The sequence below is a fragment of the Desulfomarina profundi genome (assembly GCF_019703855.1).
GTDB classification, from domain to species: Bacteria; Desulfobacterota; Desulfobulbia; order Desulfobulbales; family Desulfocapsaceae; genus Desulfomarina; species Desulfomarina profundi.
Window position 1 is genome coordinate 3525976 of the sequence record NZ_AP024086.1, and the last position, 25617, is coordinate 3551592.

24 protein-coding genes and 1 pseudogene are annotated in these 25617 nt (G+C 46.1%); 16 read left to right on the forward strand and 9 right to left on the reverse strand.

Features of this window, described 5'->3' with window-relative positions; genetic code table 11:
• Positions 1-86 precede the first annotated feature (86 nt).
• From trpD to LO777_RS16210, 5 genes and pseudogenes are all read left to right on the forward strand, one after another.
• Positions 87-1165, forward strand: a pseudogene (trpD, locus tag LO777_RS16190) (anthranilate phosphoribosyltransferase).
• A 2-nt stretch (positions 1166-1167) separates the two neighbouring features.
• Positions 1168-1377 carry a hypothetical protein gene (locus LO777_RS16195; RefSeq protein WP_228854888.1) on the forward strand — a complete coding sequence of 70 codons (210 nt, stop codon included), beginning with the start codon at positions 1168-1170 and terminating at the stop codon, positions 1375-1377.
• Positions 1378-1380: 3 nt separating this feature from the next.
• The gene (locus tag LO777_RS16200) at positions 1381-1866 is read left to right on the forward strand and encodes an alcohol dehydrogenase catalytic domain-containing protein (RefSeq protein WP_228854889.1); all 486 of its coding nucleotides are present in this window, start codon (positions 1381-1383) and stop codon (positions 1864-1866) included.
• Between the two features lie 2 nt (positions 1867-1868).
• Complete coding sequence (gene cobT, locus LO777_RS16205) at positions 1869-3494, forward strand: nicotinate-nucleotide--dimethylbenzimidazole phosphoribosyltransferase (RefSeq protein WP_228854890.1); 1626 nt, start codon at positions 1869-1871, stop codon at positions 3492-3494.
• 135 nt (positions 3495-3629) lie between these two features.
• On the forward strand, positions 3630-4436 hold the full coding sequence (locus tag LO777_RS16210) for an alpha/beta fold hydrolase (RefSeq protein WP_268907463.1): 807 nt from the start codon (positions 3630-3632) through the stop codon (positions 4434-4436).
• A gap of 37 nt (positions 4437-4473) precedes the next feature.
• On the opposite strand, the gene LO777_RS16215 is transcribed toward LO777_RS16210, so the two are convergent.
• The gene (locus tag LO777_RS16215) at positions 4474-4989 is read right to left on the reverse strand and encodes a porin family protein (RefSeq protein ID WP_228854892.1); all 516 of its coding nucleotides are present in this window, start codon (positions 4987-4989) and stop codon (positions 4474-4476) included.
• Positions 4990-5156: 167 nt separating this feature from the next.
• On the opposite strand from LO777_RS16215, the gene LO777_RS16220 reads away from it, so the two are divergent.
• The gene (locus LO777_RS16220; protein ID WP_228854893.1) at positions 5157-5351 is read left to right on the forward strand and encodes a hypothetical protein; all 195 of its coding nucleotides are present in this window, start codon (positions 5157-5159) and stop codon (positions 5349-5351) included.
• Here LO777_RS16220 and LO777_RS16225 read toward each other — a convergent pair.
• Together LO777_RS16225 and LO777_RS16230 are read right to left on the reverse strand one after the other, a co-directional pair.
• Positions 5335-8037: a response regulator gene (locus tag LO777_RS16225; protein WP_228854894.1), complete on the reverse strand. Its 2703-nt coding sequence runs from the start codon at positions 8035-8037 to the stop codon at positions 5335-5337. The genes LO777_RS16220 and LO777_RS16225 overlap by 17 nt on opposite strands.
• 30 nt (positions 8038-8067) lie before the next feature.
• The gene (locus tag LO777_RS16230; RefSeq protein WP_228854895.1) at positions 8068-9084 is read right to left on the reverse strand and encodes an ABC transporter substrate-binding protein; all 1017 of its coding nucleotides are present in this window, start codon (positions 9082-9084) and stop codon (positions 8068-8070) included.
• Between the two features lie 213 nt (positions 9085-9297).
• Here LO777_RS16230 and LO777_RS16235 point away from each other — a divergent pair, with 213 nt between their 5' ends.
• The 9 genes from LO777_RS16235 (at position 9298) to LO777_RS16275 (ending at position 15843) form a co-directional block, all read left to right on the forward strand.
• The gene (locus LO777_RS16235) at positions 9298-9549 is read left to right on the forward strand and encodes a hypothetical protein (RefSeq protein ID WP_228854896.1); all 252 of its coding nucleotides are present in this window, start codon (positions 9298-9300) and stop codon (positions 9547-9549) included.
• Positions 9549-10394 carry a mechanosensitive ion channel family protein gene (locus tag LO777_RS16240; protein ID WP_228854897.1) on the forward strand — a complete coding sequence of 282 codons (846 nt, stop codon included), beginning with the start codon at positions 9549-9551 and terminating at the stop codon, positions 10392-10394. The genes LO777_RS16235 and LO777_RS16240 overlap by 1 nt, the downstream gene beginning before the upstream one ends.
• 73 nt (positions 10395-10467) lie before the next feature.
• Positions 10468-11376 carry a mechanosensitive ion channel family protein gene (locus LO777_RS16245; RefSeq protein ID WP_228854898.1) on the forward strand — a complete coding sequence of 303 codons (909 nt, stop codon included), beginning with the start codon at positions 10468-10470 and terminating at the stop codon, positions 11374-11376.
• Between the two features lie 468 nt (positions 11377-11844).
• The gene (locus tag LO777_RS16250; protein WP_228854899.1) at positions 11845-12744 is read left to right on the forward strand and encodes a cache domain-containing protein; all 900 of its coding nucleotides are present in this window, start codon (positions 11845-11847) and stop codon (positions 12742-12744) included.
• Positions 12725-13111 (forward strand): HAMP domain-containing protein, encoded by a 387-nt coding sequence (locus LO777_RS16255; RefSeq protein WP_228854900.1) that lies wholly within the window; start codon positions 12725-12727, stop codon positions 13109-13111. Before LO777_RS16250 ends, LO777_RS16255 begins: the two co-directional genes overlap by 20 nt.
• Positions 13112-13355: 244 nt before the next feature.
• Positions 13356-14036 (forward strand): sensor histidine kinase, encoded by a 681-nt coding sequence (locus LO777_RS16260; protein WP_228854901.1) that lies wholly within the window; start codon positions 13356-13358, stop codon positions 14034-14036.
• Positions 14033-14341 (forward strand): response regulator, encoded by a 309-nt coding sequence (locus LO777_RS16265; RefSeq protein WP_228854902.1) that lies wholly within the window; start codon positions 14033-14035, stop codon positions 14339-14341. Before LO777_RS16260 ends, LO777_RS16265 begins: the two co-directional genes overlap by 4 nt.
• The gene (locus tag LO777_RS16270; RefSeq protein WP_228854903.1) at positions 14338-14679 is read left to right on the forward strand and encodes a LuxR C-terminal-related transcriptional regulator; all 342 of its coding nucleotides are present in this window, start codon (positions 14338-14340) and stop codon (positions 14677-14679) included. The genes LO777_RS16265 and LO777_RS16270 overlap by 4 nt, the downstream gene beginning before the upstream one ends.
• Positions 14680-14892: 213 nt before the next feature.
• A complete protein-coding gene (locus LO777_RS16275) occupies positions 14893-15843 on the forward strand; it encodes a CoA transferase subunit A (protein WP_228854904.1) in 951 nt (316 codons plus the stop codon).
• 240 nt (positions 15844-16083) lie between these two features.
• Here LO777_RS16275 and LO777_RS16280 read toward each other — a convergent pair whose 3' ends face one another.
• The 6 genes from LO777_RS16280 to LO777_RS16305 all read right to left on the reverse strand — a co-directional run bounded on the left by LO777_RS16280 (position 16084) and on the right by LO777_RS16305 (position 24305).
• Complete coding sequence (locus tag LO777_RS16280) at positions 16084-16722, reverse strand: HD-GYP domain-containing protein (RefSeq protein ID WP_228854905.1); 639 nt, start codon at positions 16720-16722, stop codon at positions 16084-16086.
• A 2-nt stretch (positions 16723-16724) separates the two neighbouring features.
• Positions 16725-17498 (reverse strand): bacteriohemerythrin, encoded by a 774-nt coding sequence (locus LO777_RS16285; protein WP_228854906.1) that lies wholly within the window; start codon positions 17496-17498, stop codon positions 16725-16727.
• Positions 17491-19839: an ATP-binding protein gene (locus LO777_RS16290; RefSeq protein WP_228854907.1), complete on the reverse strand. Its 2349-nt coding sequence runs from the start codon at positions 19837-19839 to the stop codon at positions 17491-17493. The genes LO777_RS16285 and LO777_RS16290 overlap by 8 nt, the downstream gene beginning before the upstream one ends.
• Positions 19840-19985: 146 nt before the next feature.
• Positions 19986-21818 (reverse strand): peptidase U32 family protein, encoded by a 1833-nt coding sequence (locus LO777_RS16295; RefSeq protein WP_228854908.1) that lies wholly within the window; start codon positions 21816-21818, stop codon positions 19986-19988.
• Positions 21815-23392, reverse strand: coding sequence for an MBL fold metallo-hydrolase RNA specificity domain-containing protein (locus LO777_RS16300; RefSeq protein ID WP_228854909.1), 1578 nt, complete (start codon positions 23390-23392; stop codon positions 21815-21817). Before LO777_RS16300 ends, LO777_RS16295 begins: the two co-directional genes overlap by 4 nt.
• A gap of 82 nt (positions 23393-23474) precedes the next feature.
• Positions 23475-24305, reverse strand: a complete 831-nt coding sequence (locus LO777_RS16305; protein WP_228854910.1) for a class I SAM-dependent methyltransferase — start codon at positions 24303-24305, stop codon at positions 23475-23477.
• Positions 24306-24646: 341 nt separating this feature from the next.
• Between LO777_RS16305 and LO777_RS16310 the strand changes: the two genes are divergently transcribed.
• Positions 24647-25483, forward strand: coding sequence for a sulfide/dihydroorotate dehydrogenase-like FAD/NAD-binding protein (locus tag LO777_RS16310; RefSeq protein WP_228854911.1), 837 nt, complete (start codon positions 24647-24649; stop codon positions 25481-25483).
• Positions 25484-25617: the final 134 nt, after the last annotated feature.

A 25617-nucleotide genomic window follows, 5' to 3' on the forward strand; every position in this document is an offset into this window, starting at 1 on the left:
TCTCCCGTATCCCGCATTATTCATTCTTTGCAGGAGTAATTTATACTATGGATTTCAACACTGAAAAAAACCGGGTGCTCGGGGAAATGATAACCCATCTTATTGCCAAAACAGATCTGACCAGAGATGAATCTTTCTCCGCCTTTCAGATGATTTTGAACAATGAAGTTTCAGAAATGCAGCAGGGTGCCTTTCTCGCCGCCCTTACCGCCAAAGGAGAAAATGCTGCTGAAGTTGCCGGTGGCTGGCAGGCGGTTTATGACCTTGATACAGAAAAGGTCACCCTGGACGACCTGGAAGTTGTTGATAACTGTGGAACCGGTATGGACAGTTTCAAGACATTTAATATCAGCACCGCCGCAGCCCTGGTGGGCGCCGCCGGTGGAGTACATATTGCCCGCCATGGTGCCCGCGCCATCACCTCGGCCCGTGGAACTGTGGATATGGCAGAGAGTCTTGGCGTCGATATGGAATGCGATGTCAAAACGGTTGCCGGCAGTATCAGGAAGTGCGGTATTGGCCTTTTCAACGGTATGAGTCCCAGGGTTCATCCCATGGCACTTGGTCGTATTCTCTCTCAAATCTGTTTCGGATCCCCGCTCAATATCGCCGCTTCCCTGGCCAATCCGGCCATGCCGAAAATTGCTGTCCGGGGTGTTTACTCCCCTTTCTCCTCAGACCGGTTGCCGAGGTCATGGACGCGATCGGTTACAGGGATGCCATTATTATTTATGGGGCTATCACGGTCAACGACAAGGGGATGGACGAAGCTTCTGTCTGCGGAACAACCAAAGGAATCCACCTTTCCCATGGTACTTTTGAGGAACTGACTTTTTCCCCTGAAGATTTTGGTCTGCAGACCCATGCACCTGAAGCCATTGCGGCGGACAGGGACCACCACAGCGCCTCCCTCAATATGGTCCGCCTGCTGGCCGGACAGGGTGATTCAGCCCCTAATGACGCTGTTATTTTAAACAGCGCCCTGCTATTTTATGTCACGAAAATGGTTGCATCCATTGGCGAGGGCGTGGCCAGAGCCAGGGAAATTCTTCTCTCGGGCCAGGGTCTCATGCAACTGGAAAAATGGGTTGAAGTCCAGAATGAAAATCCAGCAGCGGGACTGGCAAAACTTGCTGAGCTGAAAACCAGGGCGGGAGTCAACTGATCATGGAACTTCTGGTTATAAAGGACGGAGAGAGCTATTTTCGTTTTCGGGATAATACTGCCCTGCCCTGCAACATGGCAAAAGCTTCTGTTTTTCCGTTGGAGCAAATTGAAAAAGTAAGAAAACTTGTGGAAAAACTTCACCAGGAAGGGAAAATGGAAGCCATCATTATGCAACTGACAATCCATGAGAAAATATATCAAGAGGACTGATCCATGAAGCTTTCACTCACCGGCTGCCGCAGCCTGGAATATTCCCCTGCCGCACCAGCTCCACAGGAAAAGGACAATCATGTTGTTCTTGAGGTTGCCTGCTGTGCAATCTGCCGCACCGATGCCAAGATGTGGAACCAGGGTCATCGCGACCTGGCCCTGCCCAGGGTCCCCGGCCATGAAATTGCAGGTTTTGACAACTCGGGAAAATTGTTTACCGTCTGGCCAGGCCAGGCCTGTGGGCAATGCCGCTACTGCAGGGAGGGACGGGAAAACCTCTGTGAGGATATGCGGATCATCGGCTTTCATTCCGACGGTGGCTTTGCCCGGTTTGTGTCCGTCCCCGAAGACAGCCTGGTTGCCGTCACTGAAAAAATCGAACCCCGCTGCCTGACCTTTGCTGAACCCGTCGCCTGCGTCATTAACGGATTATCAAAATTTCCCACGGAACCAAACTCACGGGTCATCATTTACGGGGCGGCGTGGTAGGCATGCTCGCGGCTCTTCTCTGCCGTGAACGAAACTGCAAAATAACGGTTGTGGAACGCAGCCAGGAAAAAATCTCCCGGCTTGATACTTTTGCAAAGGAACATGATTTTACACTCTGCAAAGATACGGTTGCCTCGGATTTTGATCTGGCTCTCAACTGCTGCGATTCGCATATAGCCTTTTCCCTCTGTATCACAAAACTGCGCAAGGGTGGTCGCTTTATTTACTTCAGTGGGCTGGAAAAAAATGAGGAGATAGAAACAAACCTGCTCAACCTGATCCATTATAAGGAGCTGGAAATTCACGGAGCTTATGGTCCGGGAAGAAAGCATATGGAGGAGGCAGTTTCATTCTGCCACCGCCGGCAGGATAACCTGGAAATGCTGATTGAAAAATGTATCGGACCTGAAGATGTTGAAGGGGTACTGGACCATGTTCTCTCTGGAAATGGTCTGAAATACATCATCGACTGGTCGCAAAAAAAAATCCCTGGAACTGCAGAACCGGGTGCGAAAAAAGAAGCGGAAAATAATCACAGGGCCGCGCAAAAGCCGGTTTCACTCTCACCTTTTCTCCAGGATCTTACCGAAACAATACAGCCTGCGTCCACCGCTGTCAGAGACCAGGCACAAAAAAAAGTTGATCTGAAAACAAAACCCTTGGGTGCCCTGGGAACTATCGAGAAACTTGCCGTGCAGCTTGCGGCGATCCAACATGATCTCAACCCGGAAATCAACAGAAAAAAGATGTTTGTCTTTGCAGGAGATCATGGGGTGGTTGAGGAAGGTGTTTCCGCCTTTCCCGCCAAGGTAACAGTGCAGATGGTAGAGAATTTCCTGGCGGGCGGAGCCGCGATCAATGCCTTCTGCCGCCAGTTTGCAATAGAGCTGTCCGTTGTTGACATGGGGGTAAACGGCGATTTTGATGATCATCTTATGCTGATTAAGAAAAAAATTGCCCGTGGAACAGACAATTTTGCGGTTCAGCCGGCCATGGGTAATGGTCGGGCAATTGAGGCCATCGAGAGCGGTGCCGCGGTTTTTCTCGAAAGAAACAATCCTGTCCCCTGCGATATCGTCGGAATGGGCGAGATGGGCATCGGCAACACCACAAGTGCCACAGCTATAATCAGTGCGGTTTCCGGTCTTTCTCCGGCACGGCTTACCGGCAGGGGTACCGGTGTGGACAACAGCGGACTGGAGCGCAAGATAGAAGTCATTGAAAAAAGCCTTACCCTCCACAAGCCTGACCCCACAGATGCCATAGACCTCCTGGCCAAAATCGGTGGTTTTGAGCTTGGTGGTATATGCGGAGCCGTACTGGCCGCCGCATCCCAACAATGCTGCGTGGTCCTGGATGGTGTTATCTCCACCGCAGCAGGCCTTCTCGCCTACCTGATCTGCCCTGCTATCGGAGATTACCTTATTGCCGGACATAAATCCGTTGAAATCAGCCAAAAAACCGCCCTGGAAATCATGGGACTTGAGCCGGTAATCGATCTCGATATGCGTCTGGGAGAAGGGACAGGCGCCGCCATAACTATTGACCTGGTCGAACTGTCCTGTCGAATGATGCGGGAAATGGCTTCCTTTGATGATGCGGGAGTTTCCACAGCTGTTACCCAATGAAACCAGGATCAGAGAATATAAAAACACTTGAGCTTTTGATGAAAATAAATCAAAATTTTTATATTCCTCAATAAATCATCTGCTTCCCTGAGAGACTGTCACTCTATTTTTAAGGCCATTGAGGTATAAAATCTCATGACAGAGACAATATCTATAGAAAACCGGGATGGCACTCAGACTTCTGCCCGGATAGCAGGTAATGTCGGAAGTCAGGCCATTGTTCTTCTTCACGGTATCGGGGCAGATCACAGAATGTGGGATCCGCAGATTCAGGTATTGTCACAAAATGGATATTATGTTCTGGCTCCTGACCTACTGGGCCACGGAAAAACCTCAAAGGTCAGTGAGTTAAATTTAGAAAATTGGGAAGATCAACTCCTCGAATTACTGTTTTATGCAGGAGTATCAAAATGTATTCTTGTCGGGGTGAGTATGGGGGGAGTAATCGCACAGTCATTTGCCATGAATTATCCGGAAAAAATCCACAAATTGATCCTGGCTGATACATTTGGGGAACTGAAGACCTGCCGGGAAAAAGTACTTGGTTTTCTGCAGATAACTGCTTACTCCATCCTTAAAGTATCAGGTCATAAAATATTGGCAAAAGGAATGGAGCTGACATATAAAGCACCATTTGCACACATGGCGAAAGAATATTTTTGTCAGATGAGTCTGACTGCTGACTTTGAGCAATTAATCCTTGCAAGAAAAGCAATCAACAAAATAAAGGCAATTGGAAAAATAGATGGTGATCAAATTTCTACACTTGTACTGGTTGGTCATCAGTCCGGAAAATCATTCGTTGAAATAAATCGGAAAATTGCCGATGCAATAACAGGTTCACGGTTTGTGATCTTAAAGAACTCGATGGATCCATCAAATCTGGTTAATGAAACTGATTTCAATCGGGAAGTACTACAATTTTTACAAAACCCGACTTAGCCGGATTGAAGGGATATCTGCCTAAATCTAGTAGAAATCAAAATTCAATACGAACCTGTGCACCCAACGTTATGGTGTCCGTGTCGATATCTTCCTTTATCGCATCAAAATCCCAGGTTTCAAACCTGTAATTGGCATTGATATCAACATAGAGAGCCGGCAGGACTTCCAGCTCAACTCCTGCACGAAGAGCAAAAAACGGACTTTCTGCAAAAGAGCCGTCGGAATAATTTATTCCCACACCAGCTCCGGCATAAACAGCTTTTCCAAGAAGCAAAAAGGCCTGGGGTGAAAAAACAGTGCTGTCCGAACCACCATATCCTTCCTGCAGCACATCCAGATCCGCCTCGATTTTCAGTAAACTCGTAGTGACATACTGATATGAAAACTGGAGCGCGTACCCCTTGTCATCCACATTGTCCTTATCAATATCCTCAAGCGCGTACCAGTAATGAAGGCCGGCACCCAGCCTGTGGTTCCCTTCGGCATACACGCTCCAGGCACTGCAGAATACAAGTATAATTACGCTGATAAAAAATATTTTTACTCTCATTTACATACACCGGTAAAAATTTGCAGGATCCAATAATAAAAATTCTTCCAACCAGAAAAAACAACTCTCTGAGCACGAAAAGAACCGACTTTAAAATATACAAAATGAATAATCAATAATATTTTGAAAAGACGGCTGTTTCCCCACTTCCTGCCTTTCCAGTCCAGATGAGTTTTATAATTTACTGCCGAAATCCTGCAGAAGAAAGCGACGCCTTTGAAAGACTCCAGGTCGAATATAATTATACCGACCATCTCACCCTGGCGGGAGGTATGATTTTCTACCAATCCGGAGACCAGGCCGGATTCAGTGATATCGGGGACAGCGACCGCCTGTTTATTGAATTCAAGTATTCTTGTTGACCCGTTGTGCCACATATCCTGAAAGCGCACGTTTGATGGCCATCCCGATTTGTTCCAGGGAATACGGTTTCTTGATATACTGACATCCACTCAGTTTCTGCAGTTCCCGAACCCGTTTATTCTCGGAAAATCCACTTGTAATGACAACCTTTATATCCGGTTTAAATGCAGACATCTGCCGGTAGGTCTCGAGACCATCCATACCCTCCATGATCATATCCAGAACAACCAGGTCCACCGGATTATCTTTCAGGTAGCGAACCCCTTCCTCACCCGAGGCCGCAAGTGCAACCCTGAAATCCAACCGCTCCAGAAGATGTTCCGCTATTTCTCTCTGGGAATCGGAATCATCAACCACGAGAATACGTTCTCCATTTCCCTGGTATCTGTCTATGGACAAGGGGGGTAGTGTTTCACTGATCTCTTCGTCTGTCACCGGTAAATATAATGTGAAAACCGTACCTTTCCCCTGAATGCTTTCAATATCAAAAAAACCCCTGTGATCCTTTACCGTTCCCCAGACAACGGCCATTCCCAGGCCACTGCCGCTCCGCCCCAGCTTCTTATTTGAATAGAACGGTTCAAAAATCCGCAGCAGTTCTTCATCGCTGATACCAACACCTTCATCTTCGATTGTAACCTTTACATAGTGGCCTTTTTCTATAACCTCATACCCTTTCAACGGGCTGTGGAGCACCACATTCTCTGTGACAAGTGTAATTGTCCCTCCTTCGGGCATCGCTTCCGCGCTGTTGTTGATCATATTCATAACGGCCTTTGCCAGATGGGCCTCGGAACCTTTGATATTGGCTAGGTTTCCGTCAAATCTGCAGACTACATCCACCCTGGAATGATATCGTTTGAACTGACAATATTCCGAGCTCTGCAATTGATTTCTGATAATTGTGTTGATATTCAGTACCTCGGCAATGGCAACACCCCTGCGTGCCATCGTCAGTAAATCCTGAACTATGGCAACAGCCTGCTTTCCGGACTTGAGAATAGTATTCAGAGGTTTTCTGATCGGACTATCCTTTGGAAGATCCAGGAGAATATATTCAGGATAACTGACAATGGACGAAAGAATATTATTCAGGTCATGGGCAACACCTCCAGCAAGGGTTCCGATAGCTTCCATTTTCTGGGCCTGACGCAGTTTCTCCTCAAGCTTTTTTGCCTCGGAAATATCAGCAACTGCAATAATAATTCCCTGGCTGAGATCCTCGGGATCAAGGGGATATCCCCTGATACTACAGTCAAAAACCACACTGTTTTTTCGAACCCAGCAGACCACCGTCTCTCCGATTTCACCCTGGAACACTCTGCCGTAAAACTCCCTGCCCACCTGTTCGTACTGTTCCTGCTTCTGGTACAAGAGACTGATATCCTTACCAACAAGAAACTCTTTTTCATGTCCGGTAAGCTGCACCATCATTTCATTGATCCAGATAAATTTCCGATTAACCAGCAGACCGATACCGACAGGAGAGGCCCTCAGAATAGCCTTCATCCTCTGTTCATTCTTATGGAGGGCTTCAACAGCCTGTTTTCTTTCCTCCACCTCGCTGACCAACCGTTCGTTGGTGCAGACCAACTCTTCAGTTCTCTTTGAGACCAGTGTTTCCAGGCTGTCCTGATAATGACGAAGCTTTTCCTCTGCATGCTTTCGATCACTTATTTCCTGCTGGAGATTCTTGTTGAGGGCATGGAGTTCCGATTCCTTTCTTTCAAGTTGTTCCTTTTTGACGGTTGTTATGGCAAGATTCTGTACCATCCTGTTAAAATCTTCTGTCAGATCATCCATCTCCCCGGTCATCCCCGCCTGAAGACGTATTGAAAAGTCTCCCTGGTTAACCTTTTTTGTCGCATTTCTGAGTTTTCTGACCGCCCGGGAAAAATACATTCCACTCACTATTGCCATCCCCAGAAGCAGCACAATAGATATCCCCATGAATAAAAAACCCATACTTCTCATGGACTGAATGAGATTTTTTGAGGTGAGCATCAAAAGATGAGTGGTTCCACTGAAAATATCACGGGTAGCCTGGATTGACCGTGTAAATTCATCAACATATGCCGTGGCCGCAACACTGAGTAGAACTCCATCGGCCGTTTGACGCCCCAGGGGAACAATATACATGAACTTATGCCGCAGCTTGGAGTCAGCGCCTTTCCATTTGTAATACCCGCTGGTGTACCTGCCGTTCAGACAGGTTTTGATTATTTTCCAGAACTCAGGGAACTCATCGGCAAAAACAGATAATTTTATATTTTCTTTTTGAGAGTCCCTGTGAAACCTGGTAACCACTGCCCGGGAATCAATAACAACAGTATACCCTGTACTGCCCACGGGCTGGATGGCTATTTTCCTGAAAACCTGATCTTTCTGCAACTCTTCCAGGTTCATCTCCGGATGTCCCTCCATATACAGACTCATCTGCAAAGCAACATCCATTGCCTTCTGACGAACAAAATTTTCTGCCATCTGGGCAAGAATAACCCTGCTTCTCTGCCATTGATCGTGCTGTCCCTGCTCAATGGCGTGAGAGGTCTCGTCAATAAAACGATGGCCGAAAATGCTCATCAGTACAGCAAAAATAATTACAGGAATAAAGCCGGATAAAAACATCATCCCAATCAGTCGTCCACTGAAACTGTTTGGCAGGATCCTGGAAAAATTCAGCATGAACACCTCAAGTACAAGTAATGCGGAACATCAGTTAATCAGGTTATCGACTGTCATGATAAGGGCCCGGTCAATATTTATTCCCAACTGATCGGCTTTTCTAAGATTCAGAGACCATTTTTTGATAATCGGTTTTTGTGATGGAATATCCCGGGCATTCACTCCTTTGAATATCCGGACAATGGGTCCAGCAGCCTGCCGCCCTATTTCATAATAATCACAATGGTATGCGGCGAGGACACCCCGCTTTACAAATTCTTCAGCTACACCGAAAACAGGTATCCCGTGTTCATCGGCCACACGAATGACAAGATCAAGATTTTCTGCAGTCCCCAGAACCGGATCAGTAGGAATATAAATGGCATCCATTTTCCTGGCAAGCATTTCAACCTGTTTGCGGAGAAATGGTAATGCTTTTTGGGAAACTGTTTGAACAGCACTGGTCCAACCAAATTTTTCAGCAGTCCCGGCAGCCTCCATTCCTGTTGCTACCGCCTGGGGCATTTCAGTACAGTAAAGGATTCCCAGTCTTTTCAAACGGGGAAGAATCTTATGAATTTTCTGAAACTGCTCTTGAACCGGCACTTTCATACTGACACCGGTTATATTGCCTCCTGCTTCAGAAAAACTGTCTATTATTCCGGTGGTTTCAGGAGAACCAACTATGGAGAAAACAACAGGAATCGGTGTATGGTCTGTTGCCCTGATCGCGGCAAGACTGCTGCCAGTACCAAGGGCTACAATCAGATCAACGTTGTCTTTTACAAAATCCTGCGATATTTCGTAGGCAAGTTTTCTGTCCTGCTCAACATTTCGATAATCAATTGTCAGGTTAACAGATTCCTGGAAACCAAGATCATGAAGCCCGTCAATGACACCCTGGTATGTCAAACGGTATGGATACACTTTTTCTGTCCATTGCAGGACACCAATATGGTATTTTGGCAGCTTCTCCCTGCAACCGAAAAGCAGAACAGAAAACAGAAGAAAGAAAAACAGGTAGTAGCAGTTTTTCCACTTCCCTTCCATCAGGAAAACAATTCCCATAGTTTTTTCACCATAAAACCGTTAAACTCATAAAAAAACTTACACTGTTACTATAGGCTGGAAATTTTACTAAAAAAAGAAAAATTTACATTTTTGCTCCATATACAACATATGAAACAACTATCGTTATTTTCATTTTTTCTCATTTTTTTTTCCTCATCCTCATACCCGGCTGCAGCCGGACAAACCAAAGAGGCTGCAGTCAGCGCAGGGATGGAAGAAAAAGTAGTCGATTACCTGCAACCGATTGTTGAGGTTTTCTCGAAAAATCCCTGGTTCCAGGGCGGAGCAGTTATCTGCATTACCTTTGTCATCGCTTCCCTGCTCACCTTCGTTCTTTTTAAAATAATCAGGAGTATTACACAAAAGACATCCATCGTCCTTGACGACCAGATTGCTGTCCTCCTCAGGCCACCGATCTATTACACCCTGGTTGTGATCGGCTTATCGGGGGACTTGCCCTGATGCCCCTGGCGGAAAAATGGGAAATCCTTTCTCTTCGATGCATCCGGACAATCGGTGTTCTGATATGGATGGTGTTTTTTATCAGGCTGGCCACCCTGCTGCTCAAGAGAATTGCCGGCCTGTCAAATAAATACTCATTTATCCAGCACCGTACGGTCACCCTCTTTGACAACCTGGCAAAGGTCATTATTTTCGGAGCTGCAACCTATGCTGTCTTTGTCATCTGGGATATCAACATGACCGCCTGGCTGGCGTCTGCCGGGGTGGCCGGTATTGCCATTGGCTTTGCCGCCAAAGATACACTCTCAAATCTTTTTGCCGGGGTCTTTATTCTTGCTGACGCACCCTACAAAGTGGGGGACTATATTGTACTCGACAAGGGTGACCGGGGAAAGGTTACCAATATCGGCCTGCGCAGTACACGCATACTTACCCGGGATGATGTAGAGATTACCGTCCCCAACTCCATCATCGGCAATACAACCATCACTAACCAGTCAGGCGGGCCCCACGAAAAACTGCGTGTCAGGTTGAAGGTTGGAGTGGCTTATGGGTCCGATATTGACAAGGTCAGAACAATTCTCATGCAGATTGCCGACAAGGACCGACAGGTGTGTAAATTCCCACCTCCCCGTGTTCGATTCAGGCTGTTTGGCACCTCCAGCCTCGATTTTGAGCTGCTTTTCTGGGTCAACCATCCTGAAGAAAGGGGAAGGGTTTTAGATGCGCTCAACACAAAAGTCTACCAGAAATTTACGGAAGAGAGTATTGAGATACCGTATTCAAAACAGGACATCTATATAAAAGGACTCCCTGAAGCTCTGTCAAAAATAAACACCAGGTAACATTATTGACAAATTGTCACAAACAAATAAAATATTTTGTAATTACTCATGAAATTCAGCCGGAGCTTACAGCATGAAAAGTGAACAATATATACAATATTTCAACATTGCCAAAGATTGGATTGTCACAAACGGACCAAATGTCCTTATCGCTCTGGTCATTTTCATTATCGGTCGGATTCTTGCGAAATGGCTCGCCGCCATTGCCAGAAAAGCCATGCTCAAAGCAGGAATCGAACAGACCCTTGTCCGCTTTCTCAACAAACTTATCTACTATGTTCTGCTGGCTGCCGTGGTGATAGCCGCAGCAGACCAGGTGGGAATAAAGACTACTTCTTTTATTGCCATTCTGGGAGCCGCAGGTCTTGCCGTAGGACTTGCCCTGAAAGATTCCCTGGCAAACTTTGCCTCGGGAGTGATGCTGATCCTCTTTCAGCCGTTCAAGGTAGGAGATGCCATCAGTACCGCAGGAGTCACAGGCAAGGTCTTTCAGATCGATATTTTTTCTACAATTATCATGACTCCCGATAATCAAAAAGTCATTATTCCGAACTCATCCATTACAAGTGGTGTTATCACCAATATTACGGCTGAACCAACCCGAAGAATCGACCTGACAATTGGAATCGGCTACGATGACGATATCACTCAAGCCAAAAAAGTCCTGAAAAGCCTGGTAGACGCGGATTCAAGAATCCTGAAGGATCCGGCTCCGTCCATTGGTGTGGTTGAACTTGCCGACTCCAGTGTCAACCTGATTGTCCGACCGTGGGTAAAGACAGGTGATTACTGGGATGTACGACTGGATCTGACGGAAAAAATAAAACTCACTTTTGATAAAGAAGGCATCTCTTTTCCGTACCCCAGCAGGAAGTCCATATGCGCCAGGTGGAGCGGTAAGGCAGAATTTGTCAGCCACAACTCCTGTCGGCGGGATAGAAATAACAGTGGAAAGCCTGTCGCGCTGCCACTGAACCGATAATAGCCACAAGATCTTTTCCCTGAAGCGGAACTCCGCTTCAGGGTTGACCACCAGCGCCTCATCTCGGATTATTCCCACTACGGAAACACCTGTTGCTTTACGCAAACCAACCTCCCCCAATGTAACGTCAATCAGTGCAGTCCCTTTCTCCAGCCTGACCATTTCAAAACCCGCTTCATATTCGGGATAGATAAGGTTATGGACCTCCATTTCTCTGAAAATTGGAAAGAATTCTGGATCAGCAGACCGCAGCAGAACGATGCGAGGATAAGAATTATGATGTCTGTGGTGATACCCATAGTCGATTCTCCTGAGATTACCCGAACTGAACTGCACCCACTCCATAATCCAGCCTCTTGCCTGCCCAGAATAATTCCCGTATAGTAGCAGGAATCATCACTTCTGTATATTTCCTGAGTCCGCAACGGATCCAGGTAATCACAGGGCAGATCTCCAGGGTAATAAACTGTGCAATTCAATATACGGACAAAACTTTTTATAAGCTACTCCTCCATCTTCCTACTCATCCTGATTGCTGCCGGAATGGGTGTCTACTCCTTTGTCCGCCTGACAATTGAGAAAAATATTGAAAGTGAACTCCAGCAATCCACTAATATTCTTCTCAATCTGGTGGAAACGGCAGCAGAAGTCTCCCTGAAGAATTACCTCCGCGCCACAGCAGAAAAAAACCTTGAAATTACCGAATTCTTCCATCAACGAACCCTGAAAGGAGAATTGACGGAAGAGGAAGCAAAAAACCAGGTGGCCGAAATTTTCCTCCATCAGCATATTGGTGAATCTGGCTATATCTATGCCATTGACAGTGGGGGCGTACTTCAGATCCACCCACAGCCGTCTCTTGTAGGTGTCAATATTTCCCAGTACAATTTTGTCACTGTCCAGAAGAAAAAGAAAACCGGCTATCTTGTCTATGACTGGCAGAACCCCGGCGAAAAACACAAACGGGGAAAAGCTCTTTATATGGCCTATTTTGCCCCATGGGACTGGATTATCTCTGTTTCCACATATCGCAGTGAATTCAGGCAACTCGTCAAACTGGAAGATTTCAGAAAAAAAATTCTCGCTGTCAGCTTTGGCAAGACCGGTTACAGCTATGTCATGGATCTCAAAGGAAATCTGATTGTCCACCCCAAGCTTGAAGGACGTAACATACTGGGGGAAAAAAACGCCAAAGGTCGATATTTCATCCAGGAAATCTGTGAAAGGAAAAAGGGAAAGATTATTTATCCGTGGCAGAACCCCGGAGACTCGACTGCCAGGGAAAAACTCGTTATTTTCAATTTTATTCCCCAGTTCCAATGGATTGTTGCATCATCGAGTTATCTTGATGAATTTTTTGCCCCCTGACAACCATCAGAAAATTCATGCTGTGGGCCATGGCCGCCGCCCTGTTCCTCCTGCTGCCTCTCACACTGGTGATCAGCCGGACAATAACCGCCCCCTTCAGGAACTGATGGCCTCCTTCGCCAAACCGCCGGATGGTGATTTTACCACGAGAATCACAAAGCCATACAGCGGAGAAATAGGAAAGCTTGCCTCTTATTTCAACCAGTTCATGGAAAGGCTTGAAAATTACAGCAATAAACTGAAAAAGGAGATCCGGGTCAGGGCTCATGCCCAGAAAGCACTCAGACAGTCCGAGGAGATGTTTTCCAAGGCGTTCAATCTCAGCCCGATTTCCATTCTGATACTGAGCTATCCCGGGGAAAAATAATCAGCGTCAACGACAGCTTCATCCAGACAACCGGTTTCAGGCAAAGAGCCCTTTTTGACCATCCCCTTGCTGAATTGCCGATTTTTGATTCCCCAAAGATATCCTCAATCTGCTCCGGGAACTTACGGAAAAAAAACAGATCAGGGAACGGGCAATCGCTTTTCACACAAGAGATGATGAAAAAAAACAGGGTCTCGTCTCAGCCGATCTCATTACACTCTGGGGTGACACCTGTATTCTTGCGGTGGTGGAAGACATCACCGAGCGACAGAGTCTGCAGGAACGAATTCTCGACATAGGAGAAAATGAAAGACGAAAGGTGGGCCAGGATATCCATGACGACCTCTGTCCACACCTCATAGGAACGGAGGTCATGGTCAAAATTCTCCAGAAGAAATTGGAGGAAAACTTTCCTGAAGCAGTGGAAACAACAGAAAAAATTCGAAAACTCATCAAAGACGCCATAAGAAAATCACGGAGTATGGCACGGGGACTGAGTCCCGTTTTTCTGGTAAATCGGGGATTTGAAGCTGCGATTGAAGAACTTGTAACCCATACTGAAGAGGTTTATGGTCTGGTTTGCACTTATAAACGAACTGGAGATCTCGATTTTCAAGACAGCAGGGACAGCATCCATCTTTTCCTTATCGTTCAGGAAGCTGTCTCTAACAGTGTCCGCCATGCCCGGGGTAATACTGTTGAGATAAAACAGGAACAGAGTGAAGACGGTGTATTGATCACCATCACAGATGACGGCATCGGAATCCGCGATATAACCGAAACCGATGGAATGGGACTGAAAATCATGCGCTATCGGGCCGAACGGATCGGCGCGGAACTCTCTTATGCGACAATGGATAAAGGCGGTACCCGGGTAATTATTACACTCAATGATAATTTGACAATATACGAGGAAGAGATATGACCAGAGTAGTCATAGTGGAAGATCACCCTGTTTTCCGCGCCGGCCTGAAGGAACTGATTGAAACGGAAAAAAACCTGCAGGTCTGCGGAGATGCTGATTCGACAACCACCGCCTTGCGGGTGATTGAACAGGTACAGCCTGATATGGTTATTGTTGATATTACCCTCAAAGGTCGTAACGGTATCGAACTGATCTCTGAACTTCACCGTGATTATCCCGATCTTCCAATTCTTGTGTTATCCATGCACGATGAAGCACTATATGCGGAACGAGCTTTTCGTGCGGGAGCAAGGGGTATATTATGAAAGAAGAAACCTCCGAATCGATAATCAAGGCCATACATACAATTCACAGGGGAGAAAAATATGCTTCCGCCCGGTTTATGGCCAAGGTTCTCGATAGATATCTCAACCATCCGAAAGACTCCTCCGAATCCCCCATTGACCGCCTTACCCACAGGGAACTTGATGTATTCAGGCTGCTGGGGAAAGGAATGACAACAAGGGATATTGCCGACCATCTCGACCTGGGCGTGAAAACTATTGGCACCTACAGGGAACGGATAAAGAATAAACTTGACTTGCAAAATGCAACAGATCTGATACATTCCGCCGTTCGCTGGTTGGAAAAAGGCGAACTGTAAGAGAACAACCGACCGCATAACACCCCCCTGTAGGTAATCTGCCTACACCCTGTGACATTTTCACCCTGCACCGACTGTACTTTTTACCACCAGATTTTTTACGTTTTCCACCGATTTACATAGCCCCGTTCTTTTTTTACACTGTCGCCTGTTGCATACAGGTTTCTGCAATTATCACGGATATACACCATTTCCGATTATGTATAACAGAATATGAACCACACAGATAAGCGTACAAGTTTGAAAGAAGCGATAAACCGATACCTGAAAGACAACATCAGCATCGGTTTAGGTGGTTTTATTGACACCCGCATCCCCGTAGCGGCAACGCATGAAATCATCCGCCATGGAGCACGAAGTATTACTCTCATTGAACAATCCGGTTCCATTTGCGCCGAACTGCTTGCGGGGGCGATGATCCTGAACTCCAACCACCTGTCAATCAAACGGATTAAGCTGGGCCGTTACGAAAATGAAGCAAATGATGAAAATGATGATATACCACTGTTAAGGTACCTGTCTGACAGGGGCATGATCCGGCTTGACAAGACTCCTCCCGGCAACATGACGGCAGGATTCAGGGCGGCAGCCATGGGCGTTTCTTTCATGCCGGTCGGAAACAGGGATAATTCTGAGCCTGAAAGAAATAACTCTGAAAAAACAATTAAATGCCCCTTCACCAAAAAAACGGTCCGCCTTGTTCCCGCCTGCCACCCTGATTTAAGTATTGTCCATGTCCAGGCAAGTGACAAACGTGGGAACAGCAGGATCTTCGGGAATCTGTTTAACTGCCCTGAGATCGCAGGAGCTGCAGCAAACACAATTATAACCACAGAACAGATTATTCCGGATTCGAGTTTCAGTAACTTTCCGAACCTTACTGAAATCTCCAGTTCGGTAGTTGATACCGTTGTTGATCAGCCTTTCGGTTCGACACCAGGAAGTTGTTATGGTCATTATCGTTCCGACAGGGACCATCTCCATGAATTCAGAAAAATCCGTTTTGATTTCTGCAGGTCGAATAACAGGGAAATACTCCAGAATTTTTACGATAAATATATATTTGGAGTCGAAACTTTTGATGATTTCCTGGAAGAAAAACCGTATCCGGTTCTGCAAAAACTCTGTCAACTGAACGAAAACCAGCCACTCCTGCTGGACTGACCTCCATATTAAAAGAATCGTAAGTGACCAATTACTCAGAATCGGGTGTGATCATTTTTAAAACGAAAAGTGAAAAAAAGAAAAACTCTTCAGCAGTGTCCGGCAGTAAAGCTTCACTTATCTGTCTGCGACCAAGTCTTCCTTCTTGTACCCACGACACCTCCGTCAAGTGAAGGCGAAACCGGGCACTGTTGGGGTGTTTTCCTGAACAACAGTTTGTTTAATCCCGTAATAGATTTTTCAGTTCAATAAATTTTTCTTCAAGAGCAAGAAATCCATCCACAATCCGGGATCAAAATGCCCCGCTCTCCCTTCAAGAATTATTGCCTTTGCCTTTTCGTGTTCAAAAGCCTTTTTATAGACCCGCTCGGTGGTCAGGGCATCGTAAACATCGGCAAGAGCCATAATCCTTGCGGCAACAGGAATACCGTTACCGGCAAGCCCGGCAGGATAACCGTTACCATCCCAATGTTCATGGTGATACATGGCTATTTCGAAGGCAAGTCGCATGGCAACCGAATTGGTTTTCATATAGATATCGCTGATCAGATTTCCCCCGATCTTCGTATGATCTTTCATGATCTCAAACTCTTCAGGAGTATATTTTCCCGGTTTTTTCAAAATATTATCAGCAATCCCCACCTTACCGATATCATGAAGGGGACTCACCCGGGAAATCTCGTTTGCCATAGGGGCGGTAACGCCCATCTCCGGATGATGAACAGAAAGGTAATGACCGAGAATCAAGGTATATTCCCTGACCCGATCCAGATGAAGACCCGTCTCTTCACTGCGATAGTCTGCCAGTTTCGCCATGGAGAAGATCAGTTCGTCCTGTGTTTCAAGGCGAAGCAGTTGCAGTCCGCCCTGAAGCCGCAATGTCAGTTCTTCCGGGAGAACCGGTTTTGTGAGAAAATCATTTGCCCCTTTGACAGGGCCTTAATGACACTCGCCTTTTCATCAATCACCGTGACAACAATGATATACATATAATGAATCTGCTCTTCCCGGATTTTTCGTATCAGCTCGAAACCATCCATTCCCGGCATCTGCAGATCCGTTACCATAAAGCGAATATCGGAATGTCTGTCACATATCTGCAAGGCATCTATTCCGTTCTCAGCCTCCAGAACATCATAATTTTCCCGTTCCAGTATCATCCTCAGCAGCATACGCTGATCGGCTGTATCATCAACAATCAGCACTTTGATTTTTGATCCCAGCTCCCCGGTTTCCTTTACCGACTCTTCCTCGTTTTCATATCGGAAATAACCGAGCTCCCGAAAAAAAATAACATCGGTATGAAGAACATGACTTTTTAACCAATTTACAAGAAAATCCAGAATTTCTTCCGAGATATCTCCCCGGCTCCGACTATAGGATTCACTGATTTCCACAGCTTTCTGCACAAATCCCTTATGAACTTTACAGTGCTTTTCATAGTCCGGATGAATTTTAAAAAACTTCTCCTCCGAAGAAAAATGATATTGTGTATAATCAAGAATATCCGCAAGAATTTTCTCTATCTTTTCTTTCCGCAACCCGTTTTCCCTGGCCTCAACCAGTACATTCATGATTGCAAACAGCCGCTTGTGCTGTTGATCAATGAGTTTTATACCGACACTGTATAGATTACTCCATTGTAAGTTACCCATTACCGGACTCCTGTTCTCCATTATCATTTTCCAGGAGAAAATCTGATAAAGCGTGTCTCAGCCCATTCAACTGTTTCTGACAGGTTGACACTCCCCCTGCTTCCAGTTCCAACTCGATGACCTGTGCCCTTTCAGCAAATTCACTCAGACCAAGATTTAAAAGACTACCCTTGACACTGTGAACCACGGCCTTCATACCGGTAAAATCTCCATTTTTCCCACATGTTCCAGCCTTTTCCAGATTTTCAGCCACACTTTTACGGCTGGACTGGAGAAAGATTTCTATTTCGGCATCCTCAAGCCTGTAGGTCGTACTCAAATGATCACGAACTCTCTTTGTTATTTTTTCAACCGGTTTATCTGGGAATTCCACCTCGGGAGGTATTTCTGCCGCAGTCGGATTTTCTTTACTCTTTTGTGGTTGAGCCGTTGAGTCCAGCCATGCCGGTTTATCAATATTTTCTTTTTCCCGGTTTGATCCATTATCGGTTATCTTGTCGGTCAATGCAAATTTCTGAGAGATTTTTCCCAGAACCTGAAGAATCTCTTCCCGTCGAAACGGCTTGGTCAGGTAACTGTCCATTCCCGCTGCAAGACATTTTTCCCGATCACCTTTCATGGCATTGGCGGTCATGGCTACAATGGGTAAATGTTTTCCATGCAGATGAGACAGTTTTTCTTTCAACCCGGCCGGCAGTGCAAATCCTTCCGGGCAGTCACCTTCTTCACCTTTTCGAATCACCTTGCATGCGGTCAATCCGTCCATCACAGGCATCTGCACATCCATAAAAATGAGATCATAATCCTCTTCCACAATTTTTTTCAATGCTTCCAGACCATTCTCAGCAACTGTCACCTGATGACCATGCCGCTGCAGAAAAATCATGGCCAGATCTCGATTAACCACATTATCATCCACCAGGAGAACAGAAAGATGATCAATTTCCATCGGAATCATTTCCGTCGGTTCCTCAACCGGTTCTTCTCCAAGACCGCAGACTACCGTAAAATGAAATTTCGTCCCTCCATTGTCATTATCTTCAAACCAGATCGAACCTCCCATCAGTTCCACGAGCTGTCTGGAAATGGCAAGACCAAGACCGGTGCCTCCATATTTCCTGGCCGTTGTGGAATCCGCCTGACTGAAGCTTGCAAAAATGACATCTCTTTTGGCCCTAGGAATCCCGATACCACTGTCCATCACCGTAAAATGCAGCATCACCTCTTTGCCTGTTATCTCCTCCGCAGCAACAGCCACCTCGACAGAACCTTCGGGAGTAAATTTCAGACCATTGCTGATCAGATTGGTCAATACCTGTCTCAGCCTCAGCTCATCGCCCACAATAAAAGGCGGAAGACCTGAAACAGAGGAAGGCATAACCAGCCTGAGCCCCTTTTTCTCAGCCACATAATGCATCATTGATCCCACATGATCCAGCATGGCAGGCAAATTGAATGTCTTGGACTCCAGGACCAGCTGGCCGGCTTCAATTTTAGAGAAATCAAGTATATCATTCAGCAGCCCCAACAGACTGTCTGCCGATTTTTTCACGTTTTCCAGGTACTGCAGCTGGACCGGATCAAGCGGAGTTTCCAAAACAAGCTCCGTCATACCGATAATGCCATTCATGGGAGTTCTGATCTCATGACTCATATTTGCAAGGAACTCCCTTTTGGCCCTGTTTACAGATTTCTCATTTTCGATAGACACCTGAAGCTGCCTGATAAGTAACTCATTGGTGAACTGAAGAACCAGGTTCCTGACTAGAGATTTATGCTGCTGCCATCCCAGCCAAATCATAATTCCCCAGAAAATAAATGACAGACTTGAAAAATGAACAGCCCAGGGATGTGACGCCCTGAAAAGAGCATAGCTGAGCAGGACAGGAAAGGGAGTTATATAGAGAAACAGCAGAAGACGACTCATTGCCAGAACAATAATGGCAATATAAAGAACTCCCATCATGATGAAAAAAATCATCACCTGGGGGAATATATTACTGAAAATACCAGGCATCAGAGCCAGCAATCCCCAGCCCACCCCAATCAGCGTGGTCATAACCCGATATGCTTTTTCCAATGTTACACTGGAATACCCCGCTTCTTCCTTCCTGCTGTATGACTGACAGAGAAATAACCTTAACGCGGCAAGAAAAACCATCAAAACTACCCAGGAAAATACTATAACTATCGGAATAAACGACTTCAGCAGCAGGGAAAATAAAGGAGCACCGATAAAAACAAAAACATTGGCCCTGAATCCTCCGGCAAACAGAAGAGAAACCAGTTCACGGGAAACCTTATCATCAATGACTTTTTGTGAAGTATGATCTTTATACATCGATATGAATACCCAATAACCAGCAAGACTGAACCAAAGGAAAATCCCAACTGCGGCAGCAGTGAAATGTTCAGATATAATCACAATAAGTGACTATGAAAATCATTATTAAGTATTATTTCATATCGAAATCAAAATGTATAGGACTAATTATGACGTAATTTCACCACCATTTCACAGTTCTCACAGTCAAAGAAAACCTGATATTCTCCAATATTATCTGTCAAAATCAGAGGTTCTTTTTCGTGCTTCCCGGAACAGATTCCCAATTGAGCCCTGATGCAGTATTTCGTTTTCATTAAAACAGCACCACGATCTGGCTGAAAATATGAAGGAAAAACAGCTTTTTCTGCTCCATGTCGATGGTAAAATTCCTGCGCTTTTCTGTTTGTGATATTATCAAGGTAGTTTATTTTATTTTTTTTGATCCACGGAAAACTGTTTGAAACAATCTTCGATTTTTCCTGGCGGTATTGCTCCAACCTGACAATGAGATGTGCTGCCAAGCCATCCCTGCGTAACCTGTTCAAGGCTGACACTGGCAAATGAATCGAAGAATCAAGTTTAACCACAACTTTTTTTACCTTAAAAACAGTCTCTCCTGATTTGCGCAACTGCTTTTCAGCAATCGTATGCACCGCTGAAGGGCTCCTGGCCGACTCTTTTTCCAGACAGTTTTCCGTCAGAGACTGAACCCCGTCTTCATCAACTATTGCGAGGGAAAGCCCCCTGTTTATTTCACTGAGAAACAGATCTACGGCTATTTTCCGGCACCCACTGCTCCGACCCAGCTCTCTTGCGAAAACCTGATCAGCATTCCTGTATATTTTCATACCGCGGGCCAGATCCGACGGAATTCCAAGATGGGGATAAATCCTTTCTCCCGAAACCCTGTTAACTTTTATTCCTTTCAGAACACCGGTAGAGGAGAAATAACAGAGCCCGTCACCATTGTGAATGGCGGCACCATCCTTCAGTACAAAGCCAGCTCCAACAATATGGCTCACGGACCCGACATAACTTCCCCGTGACTTGGGGCTGTTAATTGATCCAGGACGTTTTTTTCCCCCATCGAGAAAGTAACTGGTCTGTCCCCTGTTAAATGATTTTGAGGTATCAGGAACAAATGAAAACTCACACGAACCGGTGGAAGACCTACTGAAACCCGCTTTTTTTTCAAGGATGTCATCGAGTTTCTGCCGGTAAAATGCGGTTACATTTTTTACATAATTTTCATCTTTGAGCCGACCTTCAATCTTAAACGATGTGACACCGGCATCTACCAGCTCTTCCAGGCGCAGGGAAAGATCTAAATCTTTCAGGGAAAGAAGATAGCGGTCTCTTGCCAGCACCCTGCCCTCCAGGTCTGTCAAGGTGAAACGGTGCCGGCAGAACTGGGCACATTCGCCACGGTTGGCGCTTCGCCCCGTCATGACTTCACTGATATAACACTGACCACTATAAGAAACACACAGAGCTCCATGGACAAAAAATTCCAGAGGAACTGTGGTTTTTTCACGGATCTTCCGAATCTGTCCAAGACTCAGCTCCCGGGCGAGCACCACCTGGCGAAAACCAACCTTTTCCAGAAAGACCACTTTTTCAACAGTCCGGTTGTTCATCTGGGTGGAGGCGTGGAGGGGAATGGGTGGCAGATCCGCTTCGAGCAGACCTGTATCCTGGATAATAAGAGCGTCCACACCCATGTCATAAAACCGGTGGGCAAGGACCACTGCCCGCTCCAATTCCCTGTCATTGAGAAGCGTATTGAGCGCCACATAAACCCTGGCGTAAAACTGGTGGGCATGGGCCACCAGTTTTTCAATGTCATCAGGACTGTTGCCCGCTCCCCGGCGGGCACCAAATTCAGGCCCGCCAATATAGACCGCATCGGCACCATGATCAATGGCAGCGATACCCGACTGCAGGTTGCCGGCCGGGGCCAGCAACTCGAGTTTTGTTACTGGTTCAGGCTTCAAACAAGCACGCTCTGCCCGTGATGGGGCACGACTACATTGAATTTTTCTTTCCTGAGATGCTCGGCAAAAGCCAGTGACTGCTCTTCTTCACCATGAACCAGAGCGATTTTTTTGATGCGCAGGTTGGAGTCTTTCAGCACGCGAAGCAGTTCATTCCTGTCCCCATGGGCACTGAATCCGCCGAGAGTTACCACATGGGCATTAAGAGGATATTCTTTATTGTAAAAGCGCACCACAGGTGGTTTTCCCTGGCGGCCCGATGCCTCGAACTCCTCTCCCTTTCTCTGAAGATGGCGACCAAAAGTATTTTCACCCATATAACCAACGATGAGTACCGTATTGCGACTATCATGAATCTTATGCCTGAGATGATGCAGGATACGCCCACCCTCGCACATTCCGGAACCGGCCAGAACAATATGGGAGCGGGTATCCCGGTTCAGGGCCATCGATTCCTCAACTGTCTGTACGAATTTCAACTGCTCAAAACTGAACGGATTGATACCGCGCTCAAGAAAAACCTGATGCGTCTCCTTGTCGAACGTCTCCGGGTGTTCACCGAAAACATGAGTGATGTGTGTTGCCAGGGGACTGTCCACATAAACCGGCATGGGAGGCACTTCCTTTTTCAAATAAAGCTCATGAAGGAAATAGATGAGTTCCTGGGTACGACCATATGAAAAACTGGGGATAATAACGGAACCACCCCGGGCAAATGTTTCTTTGAGTACTTCTTTTAAAAGAGGTTTCATGTTAACCACGGGATCATGAAGCCTGTCACCATAAGTGGATTCCATGATCATCAGGTCAATATCGCAATGTTCCTGAGCAAACTCGAGTGTTGGATCCTCGATAATCGGTTTATCAAAACGACCAAGATCCCCGCTGTACAAAACTGTTTTTGTGGATGAACCGTTTTTATACTGCAGTACTGACATGGCAGAGCCGAGTATATGTCCCGCCTCATAAAAAGTACAGGTCAGATCTTTTCCCACAGTGACCGTATCTTTATAGGGAACACCATTGAAATAATCCAGGGCTTCCTCGGCCTCTTCCATGGTGTAAATCGGTTCAATGATCTCCAGCTGATGCTTTTTGAGAAGTGCTTCGATAGCATCCGTCTTCAACCTGTGTCCGCCGGACTTCAGCAGTGACTTGATCTCCTTCAGCTCCTCCTTTGACACTTTTTTTCTACCGTTTCCTGTTTTCAGCTTACCAAGAAAATGTTTGGCCGTTTTATAGTTGAGATATGAAGCATCACCTTCCTGAATCTTCGCAGAATCCTTCAACAGATATTCACAGGCATGGGCGGTTGCTCTGGTACAGAAGATCCTGCCGTTAAAACCGTCACTGGTTAACAGGGGCAGGCGTCCCGAATGATCAATATGGGCGTGGGACAACACAGCATTGGTCAAAACCTTCGGATTGACAGGCAGAGCCCGGTTTTTTATCTCCGCTTCTTTTCTTTTTCCCTGAAACATACCGCAATCCAGGAGAATCGTATCACTCTCCGTGGTTAGCGTGTGAAACGATCCTGTGACTTCCCGTGTTGCTCCATAAAATGAGACGTGCATATCTACTCCTTTTTTTCTTTTCTCCTGAATCCGTAATGGCTTCAGGTTTCGGGCCCGGCCTTGATTACTTGTCCTTTTAAAACTATTTTATCCGGCAATCAACACAGATCCTGTGGGTACGCGGTGCGCAATGTCCGCAGAGGGTAAATGAAAAATCCAGCAGACTCTGTCCTCTTTTTTTGCAGACATTCCTCACTTTTTCAAGGGACAGTTCCAGACTATCGAGATGTTGCATATCATAAAAATGCAGGGTTCCTCCCGGTTTCAACGCACCAAGCGCCGTATACAGAAACTGTTCTCCACCTTTTGGGTACACCATGACCAGTCTGTCAAAACGGCGGGAAAACGCAGGTACAATATCCTCAACATCCCCATGGATCAGTTTTATACTATTCTCCCTTTTATTCAACTTCACATTTATTTCAGCATAATGATGGGCAATTGGATTTTTTTCCACTGCCACAATTTCCCCGGCCCTGCTGTACCTGGAAATCATCAATGGATATGGCGCAATTCCGGAAAAAAGAACCAGCACATTTTCCCCGGAACGAACAAGGGAGGCAATACGCCTTCTCTCGCCTCCACTTCTGATGGAAAAATAGACCTGTTCAATATTCAGGCGAAGCCGGATGCCAAACTCTATGACTTCTGTTTCCAGACGATTCTCCCCTGCGATAATTTTTACAGGCAGGGTTCGAAATTCTCCACTGTAATGGGCAGAACGTTTGGCCACTACCCTGATTCTATTGTTGTCGGCAAGTATCGCTTCTGCAATTTCCCTTTCTTTAACGTCAAGAGATTCCGGAATGATTACAATGGCGATATCTCCCACGAGATCATATCCACCCACCAGCAGCTGCAATTCTTCCGGTGAAAACTGGCTGGCCAGCAGCTGTTTCAATCTTCGCCCCATCTCTCCATTACTCCCCTCAATCCCTATCCCGCATTTCTCATGAGCACTGTGGATTAATTGTGCAATTCAGTCAAAATAACTGCCGACAACATTCAAATAAATAAAAATAACTGGAAAATCATAGCTACAGGCAACTAAACTGCATATCTGGCACATTTTGCCCACAGCAGAGTTTCGTTTTTATCAGAATTACAAAAAGATAACTTTCACTGAATCATTTCCATCGTCCACATATAGAGGTTGATTTAATAATGACTTTGTGCTTACTTACCATAGAAAATTTATCGAAACACAATTTTTTTACCTATATAATTCAATGGTTTTTCACTGCGGAGGGAAAAATGTTTAAAATTGTGAAACGAGAGGAAATGTCAAAGGGTACAGTGATCCTCAATGAAATAGAGGCACCGCTAATTGCCAAAAAGGCCAAACCCGGTCAATTTGTCATTCTCAAGGCCAACGAAGAAGGGGAACGAATCCCGCTGACAATGGCTGAGACTGATCCGGAAAAGGGAACTATCACCATTATTTATATGGTAGTCGGAAAGTCGACTGCCCTGTTCAAGGAACTCCAGGTCGGAGACAGCTTCCAGGACGTAATAGGTCCTCTCGGCAAGGCCACCCATCTTGAAAAGGTTGGCAAGGTTATCTGTGTCGGCGGTGGAACCGGTGTTGCCGTCCTCCACCCCATCACCCGCGGCCTCAAGGAAATCGGCAATGATGTTACCTGTATTATCGGAGCCCGCACCAAAGACCTGCTTATCATTGAAGACCAGATGCGAGCTGCCTCCCATGATCTTCGGGTCTGTACAGATGACGGCTCTTATGGCCATCACGGTTTTGTCACCGATGTCATGAAGGAAATCCTTGATGAAGGCGATGTAAAGCTGGTTGTCGCCATTGGTCCAGTACCGATGATGAAAGCTGTTTCAAATATCACGAAAGAGTACAACGTGGAAACCCTTGTCAGCCTGAACCCGATCATGGTTGACGGTACCGGAATGTGCGGTGGCTGCAGAGTTACCATCGGTGGCGAAACAAAATTTGCCTGCGTAGACGGCCCTGAATTTGACGGACACAAAGTAGATTACGATGAACTCATGCTCCGGCTGAATGCCTACAAGGAAGAAGAGCAGAAATGCCATCAGGATTACTGCACAATTCGTGATGCCGAATAATAAGGGCAGAACTCGTTTTTATCAGCGTCCAGCCGGGATTTTCCAGTTGACAGGAAAAGCCTGAACGGGAAAACTCAACATTCCGGCTGACTCTTTTTAGATTTTGAAAACGTGGATACGATTTCTACGGAGGA